Origin of the sequence: Shewanella sp. 10N.286.45.A1, from assembly GCF_041470405.1 — a bacterium.
GTDB lineage: Bacteria > Pseudomonadota > Gammaproteobacteria > Enterobacterales > Shewanellaceae > Shewanella.
In genome coordinates this window covers 1-8406 of the sequence record NZ_JBFRMK010000010.1, presented here as the reverse complement: position 1 = coordinate 8406, position 8406 = coordinate 1, and the positions used below count along the sequence as shown (strand labels likewise).

The 8406-nt window shown below is 44.9% G+C and carries 11 protein-coding genes; 8 read left to right on the top strand and 3 right to left on the bottom strand.

From position 1 onward, the window contains the following. Positions 1-18: 18 nt before the first annotated feature. Together fre and ubiD are read right to left on the bottom strand one after the other, a co-directional pair. Positions 19-729 carry an NAD(P)H-flavin reductase gene (gene fre / locus AB4238_RS00660; protein WP_372030632.1) on the bottom strand — a complete coding sequence of 237 codons (711 nt, stop codon included), beginning with the start codon at positions 727-729 and terminating at the stop codon, positions 19-21. 73 nt (positions 730-802) lie between these two features. After that, the gene (gene ubiD, locus AB4238_RS00655; RefSeq protein ID WP_220735588.1) at positions 803-2284 is read right to left on the bottom strand and encodes a 4-hydroxy-3-polyprenylbenzoate decarboxylase; all 1482 of its coding nucleotides are present in this window, start codon (positions 2282-2284) and stop codon (positions 803-805) included. A gap of 235 nt (positions 2285-2519) precedes the next feature. Between ubiD and AB4238_RS00650 the strand changes: the two genes are divergently transcribed. The 7 genes from AB4238_RS00650 to AB4238_RS00620 all read left to right on the top strand — a co-directional run bounded on the left by AB4238_RS00650 (position 2520) and on the right by AB4238_RS00620 (position 7479). Continuing rightward, positions 2520-3017: a hypothetical protein gene (locus tag AB4238_RS00650; protein ID WP_372030631.1), complete on the top strand. Its 498-nt coding sequence runs from the start codon at positions 2520-2522 to the stop codon at positions 3015-3017. Positions 3018-3071: 54 nt separating this feature from the next. Then, the gene (locus tag AB4238_RS00645) at positions 3072-3662 is read left to right on the top strand and encodes a hypothetical protein (RefSeq protein WP_372030630.1); all 591 of its coding nucleotides are present in this window, start codon (positions 3072-3074) and stop codon (positions 3660-3662) included. A gap of 302 nt (positions 3663-3964) precedes the next feature. Then, the gene (locus AB4238_RS00640; protein ID WP_372030629.1) at positions 3965-4381 is read left to right on the top strand and encodes a type IV pilin protein; all 417 of its coding nucleotides are present in this window, start codon (positions 3965-3967) and stop codon (positions 4379-4381) included. After that, positions 4382-4831: a Tfp pilus assembly protein FimT/FimU gene (locus AB4238_RS00635; RefSeq protein WP_372030628.1), complete on the top strand. Its 450-nt coding sequence runs from the start codon at positions 4382-4384 to the stop codon at positions 4829-4831. It abuts the gene before it with no gap. Then, positions 4828-5241: a prepilin-type N-terminal cleavage/methylation domain-containing protein gene (locus tag AB4238_RS00630; RefSeq protein WP_372030627.1), complete on the top strand. Its 414-nt coding sequence runs from the start codon at positions 4828-4830 to the stop codon at positions 5239-5241. The genes AB4238_RS00635 and AB4238_RS00630 overlap by 4 nt, the downstream gene beginning before the upstream one ends. Then, positions 5241-5795, top strand: coding sequence for a PilW family protein (locus tag AB4238_RS00625; RefSeq protein ID WP_372030626.1), 555 nt, complete (start codon positions 5241-5243; stop codon positions 5793-5795). Before AB4238_RS00630 ends, AB4238_RS00625 begins: the two co-directional genes overlap by 1 nt. A 10-nt stretch (positions 5796-5805) precedes the next feature. Further along, positions 5806-7479, top strand: a complete 1674-nt coding sequence (locus AB4238_RS00620) for a polymer-forming cytoskeletal protein (RefSeq protein ID WP_372030625.1) — start codon at positions 5806-5808, stop codon at positions 7477-7479. Positions 7480-7590: 111 nt separating this feature from the next. Here the strand turns inward: AB4238_RS00620 and AB4238_RS00615 are convergent, their stop codons facing one another. Further along, positions 7591-8100, bottom strand: coding sequence for a TlpA family protein disulfide reductase (locus tag AB4238_RS00615; protein WP_372030624.1), 510 nt, complete (start codon positions 8098-8100; stop codon positions 7591-7593). A 119-nt stretch (positions 8101-8219) separates the two neighbouring features. Here AB4238_RS00615 and AB4238_RS00610 point away from each other — a divergent pair. Then, positions 8220-8406 (top strand): hypothetical protein (locus AB4238_RS00610; RefSeq protein WP_372030623.1); only part of this gene is annotated, 187 nt, incomplete at its 3' end.

Genomic DNA, 8406 nt, shown 5'->3' with positions numbered 1-8406 from the left:
TCTTTATACTGATTGGTATTACTTTATAAAAGCAAATGCATCGCCGTAAAGGTGAGCTTCTTCAACGCCAATAGAGCGGAACACTTCTCTTGCTGCACCAACCATATCGAAACGGCCTGCAATATAGATGTCATAACCATTTAGGCTAACGAAATCAGCTTTAATCTGTTCAAGCAAGTTTGCTTGTTTGCCGTTCCAGTCAGCAGGTGCCTCTTCGACAACGGGTACAAAGTGTAGCCAAGGGTGAGCATCATGCCACTCACGAGCAATGTCTTGGTAGTACATAGCGTCAGCTGTGCGGCAACCCCAATAAAGGGTCGTTTCAACGGTCTGGCCAAGTGCAATTTGATGCTCAACAATACTCTTAATGTACGAGAAGCCGGTGCCGCCCGCAATTAAAAGACGTGGACGAACGCTGTCATGGCGTAGGTGAGCATCGCCGCCTGGCACTTCAATATCGATTGTACCGTTATTGGCTAAGCAATCTTTAAGACGTTCAACCACTTGCATAGGGTAGCTTTCGCTAACGGCGGCACCAATATGTAGCTCAATAGCTTGGCTATCTGGCGCTGATGCGATAGAAAATGGGCGTTTGTCTTTCTCACCCATGACGACGCAAAGGTATTGTCCAGCCTTAAAATCAAAGGCTACAGTAGGCTTTAAAATAACCTGAAATACCGCATCATTAAACGGTGCGACTTTTTCAATTGTACAGCTAATGGTGTTCATCTTGATTCCTTGATGAGCTTCTCTTTGGAAGCTTATTTAACATATTTTTGCACATTGCTTAGGCAATAGTACGTTATAGGGTTGGCGCGTCATCTATTCCTAGATCGCTCCAGATCTCATCGACTTTTTGTTTAACGGCTTCATCCATAACGATAGGAGTACCCCATTCGCGATCGGTTTCACCTTCCCACTTATTCGTGGCATCCATTCCCATTTTTGAGCCTAACCCAGCAACAGGCGATGCAAAGTCGAGATAGTCAATGGGTGTATTCTCTATCATTACGGTGTCACGCTTTGGATCCATTCTGGTGGTAATGGCCCAGATGACATCGTTCCAATCTCGGCAGTTGACGTCTTCGTCGACGACAACAATAAACTTGGTGTACATAAACTGGCGTAAGAACGACCACGCTCCCATCATCACTCGCTTAGCGTGACCGGGATATTGCTTACGAATCGAAATCACTGCCATACGGTATGAGCAGCCTTCAGGCGGTAGATAGAAATCGATGATCTCTGGGTACTGCTTACGCAGAATTGGCACAAATACTTCGTTGAGTGCCACGCCTAACATCGCTGGCTCATCAGGTGGACGGCCGGTGTAGGTGCTGTGATATATGGCATCTTTACGATGGGTAATATGGGTCACAGTAAATACAGGGAAGGAGTCGGTTTCATTGTAGTAACCAGTATGGTCACCGTAAGGGCCCTCTTCTGCCATCTCTTGCGGGTCTATATAGCCTTCCAAGATGATTTCGCTAGTGGCAGGCACCTCTAAATCACAGCTTATCGCTTTGCATACCTCGGTGCGCTCGCCGCGGAGTAGGCCGGCAAAGGCGTATTCACTCATAGAATCTGGCACTGGCGTTACTGCACCCAATATGGTGACTGGGTCTGCACCTAGAGCGACCACAACAGGGTAGCGTTCACCTGGGTGTTTCTCTTTAAAATCTTTAAAGTCTAGTGCGCCGCCGCGATGGTCGAGCCAGCGCATAATCAGTTTATCTTTACCGAGCAGCTGCTGGCGGTAGATCCCTAAATTCTGACGTTTTTGACGTGGGCCTTTAGTGATGGTGAGTCCCCATGTCACTAATGGTGCAACGTCACCTGGCCAACAATGCTGGATCGGCAGTTTAGTGAGGTCGACCTCTTCTGCCGTTTTTATCACTTCTTGGCATGGAGGGTTGCGCACAGTTTTAGGCGGCATGTTGAGCGCTTGCTTAAACATAGGGATCTTTGAGATCGCATCTTTAAAGCCGCGTGGTGGCTCAGGCTCTTTAAGGAACGCGAGTAGCTCACCGACATCGCGCAGAGCAAGAGGGTCTTCTTTGCCGAGCGCCATAGCAACGCGTTTTGGCGTACCAAATAGATTCGCCAATACCGGCATGTCATTGCCAACAGGATTTTCAAACAACAGTGCAGGGCCTTTTGAACGCAACACGCGGTCGGCTATCTCTGTCATTTCCAAATGAGGGTCGACGGGATGACTAATACGCTTAAGCTCACCATTGCTTTCTAGGTGCTCTATAAAACTGCGCAAATCCTTAAAACTCATAGGGGCATTCTCATCGCTATAAACTGTGATATGGCGCGCACTATAGCATTATTAACGTGGCCGTTAAACGCCTGTTCAGCAATGGAGAGTATGCTGGAAAAACAGCAGCGAATATATCAGCTATTTCCTCGGTAAATCCGCTGTTAAATGAGATTGGCGTTAGGGCTATTTAGGCGTAAAATAAGTCAATGCTTTATGTTTCGCTAATGTAATGTTGGCGTATAGGGGTATCATTATGACTAATTTTGGTTTTCGCTTAGCAACGGCGCTCATACTGCTATTTTCGAGCTCTGCATTGGCGCAGCTGTCTATGCCATCATCACTTTTGGTTGTCAGTAACGTGAGTGTTGGTGTTGGTTGGGGCAGCGGCTGGAATTCGGGGTTCAATGATCCTTGGCGCTGGAATGTCGGTGTGTCTAATGGCTGGTACTCCTACCCTTACAGAGGTCGCTATTATCGTCCTGGTTGGGGATATTATGGCTCTCGTTGGGGCTATGCAGGCAATCGACATCTTTACCCTTATCGATACCAGCAGCCCAGTTATCGCCGCGCTGAACCTAAAGTTGTCGCACCGCCAGAAAGAGTCACAACCAGTGTGAGCTATGCAACTGGCTTAACTCATTTGCCTGAAAATGCCCGAGTTATCCAAAAAGATGGTCACACTGTTTACGAGTGGCAAGGGGTAGAGTATCAATTTGACTGGAACACTAGAACCTACAATAAGGTTGATTGAATTTTTGGCAATTGCTAGTAGCAATGAAGTATAAATAACAGGGAAGAAATAAGAATGAGCTGGATGCAATTTACTATTGAGCTAATTGACAAGTTGGCTTGGCCACTGGTACTGATATTTGCGGTTGTTAGCCTTAAGCGGCCGCTATCTAAACTTATTCCAATGGCGAAGAAGTTAAAGTTTAAAGATTTAGAACTTGAGTTTGGTCAAGAACTTAAGGCGGTAACCCAAGAAGCTGAAGGGATATTTCCTGAGCTTAAAATTGATAAACGAAATGTACTCATCATGTCGGCGAGTCAACTGCCTAATTCAGCGATAATTGAAGCTTGGGAATTGGTTGATTTGGCAGCTGAAAAATTGATTCACTCCCACTGCAGCAATATCAGCTTAGATAAAAATACCCGCTATAAACATATCGAGAATATATTGATCTCCGAGCAACTCATCAGCACTAAACAGGGAAAGCTATTTAGTGAGTTAAGACAACTGCGCAATAAAGTAGCCCATGCAGTTGGCTATGAAGTGGATAAGGCGCAAGCGGTACAATATATCGAACTCTGCTTTAAGCTCATCGATCATCTACATGGCTTGACACCCTCAACACTGCAAGTCTGCCAAGCTTCTGTTAGTGACGTTGTCAGCTAATACTGCCATTACGCTAAAACCCATGCTGATGGCAGTAGGCACCTTAGTTACACGACTGCTCTCCCATGGTTAAAGCCTTTATTGCGTACTGAATTTAGGCTTTAAACTCTTGCTTACCACATTACTGAATAACTTTCATGTTAAGTCGGCCAATATAACGACAAACCCTTGTGTTTCATTAGTTTTTTTCAGCATGATTCGATGAGGAAATGTCGTTGATTATGGTATCTTGAGTTGGTATTATTTTGGTTATTATTACTAATAAATTTTACTAGTCATAACTTAGTTAAGGTCTTTCAGGGATGGTAACCGTAACGAGAAAACTGCAAGCTTTCACTTTAATCGAATTGTTAATCGTGATCGCTATCATGGGTATATTAGCAACCGTAGTGCTGCCGTCTTATCAATCCTACATTCAAGATGGTCGCCGCAGTGAAGCGCAGCGCACTATTATTCAACATGTCGCATTGCTTGAGCGGCAATATACACGCATGGGCGGGTACCCTGATAGCCTAGTGGTTCCTACAAGTGACAGTAAGTACTATTCCTTTAGTTATAGCGTTGCTGATGCCGCAGCTGAATCTAAGGCAAGCAATGATGCGACCACATTCACACTCAAAGCCACACCCAAGTCGGGCACCTCACAAGCTGGTGATCGTTGCGGCACGTTGAGCATTAATCAGCAAGGGGCAAAAACACCTGCTCAAGGATGTTGGTAGATGGGATGCCAAATACCCTTTAAGCCCAAAGGCTTTACTCTGCTTGAGCTACTCACAACATTGGCTATTGTTGCCATCGCAGCCAGCACTGCAGTGCCAGCTATGACTAACCAGATTAAGAATAACCGTTTAGTCAGTAATGCCAATCAACTACAGAGCGTATTCAAGTTTGCCCGCAGCGAAGCGGCTAAGCGTGATTTAGCCATTTTGATGAATGAAGATGCGGGAAGCTGGTTAGTACAGCTGGAAGGTGAAACTTTGCAAGAGTTTCGTGTCAGCCATAATGACATCGCTGTCACTGGGCTTAAAGATATGACCTTATCGCGCTCTGGCGAGGCCGAGGCCAGCAAGATAAAAATCACTGACGGTGACAGAGATACCACCGATTACTGCTTCACCATTTTAACCAGTGGCCAGAGTTATTTAACTAAGAGTGATAGTTGCTCATGAATATACCCAAAGCTATCCGTCAGTCAGGGTTCACCCTTATCGAAGTGCTTATTGCTCTTTTTCTATCGACGATCATCTTACTGGGCCTCGCCGCGGGCGAACTTAAATCTCTGCAATACGCGACCAATAGCTTTAATTACACGCTCTCTTTAGTTCAGGCAAATAATGCGGTTGAAAAAACCTGGTCAAAGCTGTGTGACTTACAAACTGGCAATATTACCTACGATAACGACTTTGTTGCTAGTGTGCAGCCCCAATTTGCAGCTTATACCATGACGCTGACTCCTGCTGCAGGGGCGGGGTTTAATAATGAGTTGGAGGTTGATGTGAGCTGGAATGATGCTCGAATGGTAGACGGACTCGAAAGCCGAATTCGTATTGATGCTATGTACCCACAGGTATGCCCTTAATGTTGACACTAACTCCTACTCTAACAAAGCAAACTGTAAAAGGTTTTTCACTTATTGAGGTGATGGTGGCACTGATCATCAGCACTGCGTTAGTGCTAGGTGTATTTGGCGTTTATTCATCAATCAGTACCACAATACTAACCAGTAAAAGTCTTGAAACAACCCAAGAAGTGGTGCGTTTTAGTGTGCAAGTGTTCAGCCGTAGTTTAAAACAAACCGAAATGGAACCAAGCATAGTGAGTAATGGTAACAGTCTGGTGGTAGAGCAAGTGGCTAATGTGAAGGCATGTGATGGTTCAATCCCAGATAAACCTTATAAAGAGACCTATGTAGTCGTCTCACCGTTACTGCAGTGCACTTTGACCATTGATGGAGCTGTGTCAGATCCTAAAACGATTCTCAGCGGTATTACGGCTATAGAGTTTCAACGTGAAGATGACTTGATGCATATTCTAGTGAGCCCCAGCTTTTTACCTGAAAGTTTTATTGGTGGGCAGGTACTAATAGATATTGCACTGACCCGAATCATTCTCTCTAAAGCATTTTCCTCATAGGGGGCGGGCTATGTATTTATCGCATTCATCTCAACAAGGTATGAGCTTGGTTACTGTGATGCTGCTAAGTTCACTGGCAGGTATTTTAGTCTTAGGTTCCCTGCGCGATAACATTATTCAAGAACGGCTCAGTGGTAATTTTCAAAAGAAAATGAACGCACAGCTAGTCGCTGAAAGAGGTATTTTTGAGACCCACGCAGCTCTGTTGGCATTGCTTCAGGATAATCCAGATGCAACATTGGCTGAGCTGATGGCAGCAGTTGGAGGAGAGGGTTTAGCCACGTCTGGCAATGGTGGCTTGAGCGACATGCGTTATCAGGTTGACCTGTCTAAAGATGCATCAGGAGAACTATTACTTGCGAGCCGAGGGCAGCGATTTGAAGGGGCTTCAGGGCTCAAAGCTCGCTTTGAACTGGTTTCAGGAGGAGGAACCTCGCCGTTTGCTAATGCCATCGTTGGCTGTGAGGGTGTTGACCTATCCGGAAGCGGTAAAATTGACAGCTTCAATTCCAATAATGGCGGGAGTTACGATCCTAGTGCCCCGGGGCAAAATGCCAACGTGACTACAATCGAACCTGACAGTGATATTACTCTTGGAGGCCACTCTCCTATTTATGGTGATGTAGCCGCGACAGGGAGTATTGAGTTGAACGGCTCTTCACCGGTAGAGGGGAATTTACATGCTAATGGTGATATCACCTTGAGTTACAGTGGTGTTGATTACCGAGTGACTGGCAACATATTCACTCGAGGTAATTATCTACATAAAGGAGGCTCGGTAGGTGGTTACGTAAGAGCCAATGGTAATGCAGAGATGAAATGGACGACCTTTATCTCTAACTTAAATAACAGCGAAGCTGACATATTATATGGCGGTACAGGTATTTTTCCTGACGGAACCAACCATAAAGATCAAGCTGGGACCTATTATGGTGATGCGCAATTCAAGGTGATGCCAGATGTTGCTAAAGTCCCTGAAAATGATGGTAGCTCTAGCGATCTGACCGATCCAACTACCAATTGTGATCCTTTAAGCATCGCTCCTCAAATAAGTGCCATTGATGATGGTTCTAGTACACTGGACAGCTTTAACGCTGGTGCAGGGGTAACGTATAAGTTTACTCCAAACGCAGGCCAGGGCAGCGTTGCACAAATGGAACCAGTCAATGCAGAGGTGCTTGGTTTCATTTATCCTGTTTATAAACTTAGTCAGTTCTCGATGAGCTCAAATGCGAAAGTGACTATATCTGGTGGTGATGTGTTTTTGTACGTCGCAGGGAATTTTGCTCTTAGTGGTGCTACAACCATGACAATTGAAGCAGATAGCAGTCTTACGTTATTGATTGAAGGTCGTGTGAGTTTAGGGGCTGGTTCAAATATAGTGACTGAACAACCTGGCTTAACGAGCGAAAGTAAGCGTCCTTCGTTATCTATATATTCATCAAATACTGATGATGAAGGGGTGAGTATTTATGGCGATTCCGAGATCTACGCTGCGGTTTATGCCCCATTTACAGCAGTGAGTGTTGCTGGTAGTGGTGAGCTTTATGGTGCCGTTAGAGCGCAAAAGTTGTCAGTGACAGGTGGTTCCGCTATTCATTTTGATCATGCATTAGCGAATGTCGATCCATCAGGTGGTTTAATCGGGGAGAAAAAACTTAGGCTGGTTGGCTGGGAGTATTAATTCGGTATCACAGAGTTAGGGCTAAGCTTTAAGTGATTCAACTTAGAGTTTGAACGCTAACATTAATAGCGGCGAGACCGTAGCTATCGATACGGCCTCTGTGCTTACCATCTACCAAACAACTTCGGTTATGGCATTCTCTGTTTCACCAATAATCGTTTTAACCACATTATTGTCAGCATCTAGCAAGATAAGCCTAGGTATACCAGTATTGGCAAATTGATTGTAGATGCTTCTGTCTGCATCAGCGACAAGTGCAAAGTTTAGCTCGTACTCTTTAGCAAATTTATCTAATGCTGGTTTATTTTCTTCTCTGCCAATCCCAATAATATCGACGTTAGGACTCAAATACAGATCTGATGCAGTGAGGTGTTTCATGGTGCGCTGTGAATCATGACACCAAGTGGCGAATAAGATCAGTAATTTGTTATTTCTTGATTTGCTTAGATCGATACTGTTCCCCTGAGTATCAATAAATTGAGTAACAGGCGCTTTATCCCCCGGCTTTACATAGGTGAGGTATTCAGGCTTATCTTGGTCGGTACCGTGGCCTGCATTCGTTGCACAGCCGGAAGTGATTAATAAAAGTAAGCTACTGAAGATAAGTGTTAAAGCTCTCATAGGGCATCCATGTGTTTGTAAGTCGACCTAAAGTAACAAAGCTTAGGGGGATTGTATAATGGCAAGTTTATCTTTAGACGAGCTCAGCGAAAGAGGCTAAAACAGACAAAGACTCTCCTGTGACAGTCTTTGTCAAAAAGAGACTAGGGGCAGTTGATCTTTCACGGTTGTTTTTGCCGCAGTTTATTGGCTATTTTGACAAGGCGGAGGCTATGCCGTTTAGTTATTCTCCACAAATAGTCTACAACACAGTAAAAATAGCCAAGAAACGCGGCCCTTTGGGTTCGATTCAATGCTTCTATTCTT

Excerpts from the sequence above, each read along its gene's own strand:
- AB4238_RS00615 (WP_372030624.1), bottom strand. The coding sequence starts at position 8,100 with ATGAGAGCTTTAACACTTATCTTCAGTAGCTTACTTTTATTAATCACT.
- AB4238_RS00650 (WP_372030631.1), top strand. The coding sequence starts at position 2,520 with ATGACTAATTTTGGTTTTCGCTTAGCAACGGCGCTCATACTGCTATTT.
- AB4238_RS00645 (WP_372030630.1), top strand. The coding sequence starts at position 3,072 with ATGAGCTGGATGCAATTTACTATTGAGCTAATTGACAAGTTGGCTTGG.
- AB4238_RS00630 (WP_372030627.1), top strand. The coding sequence starts at position 4,828 with ATGAATATACCCAAAGCTATCCGTCAGTCAGGGTTCACCCTTATCGAA.
- AB4238_RS00625 (WP_372030626.1), top strand. The coding sequence starts at position 5,241 with ATGTTGACACTAACTCCTACTCTAACAAAGCAAACTGTAAAAGGTTTT.
- ubiD (WP_220735588.1), bottom strand. The coding sequence starts at position 2,284 with ATGAGTTTTAAGGATTTGCGCAGTTTTATAGAGCACCTAGAAAGCAAT.
- AB4238_RS00620 (WP_372030625.1), top strand. The coding sequence starts at position 5,806 with ATGTATTTATCGCATTCATCTCAACAAGGTATGAGCTTGGTTACTGTG.
- AB4238_RS00635 (WP_372030628.1), top strand. The coding sequence starts at position 4,382 with ATGGGATGCCAAATACCCTTTAAGCCCAAAGGCTTTACTCTGCTTGAG.
- AB4238_RS00640 (WP_372030629.1), top strand. The coding sequence starts at position 3,965 with ATGGTAACCGTAACGAGAAAACTGCAAGCTTTCACTTTAATCGAATTG.
- fre (WP_372030632.1), bottom strand. The coding sequence starts at position 729 with ATGAACACCATTAGCTGTACAATTGAAAAAGTCGCACCGTTTAATGAT.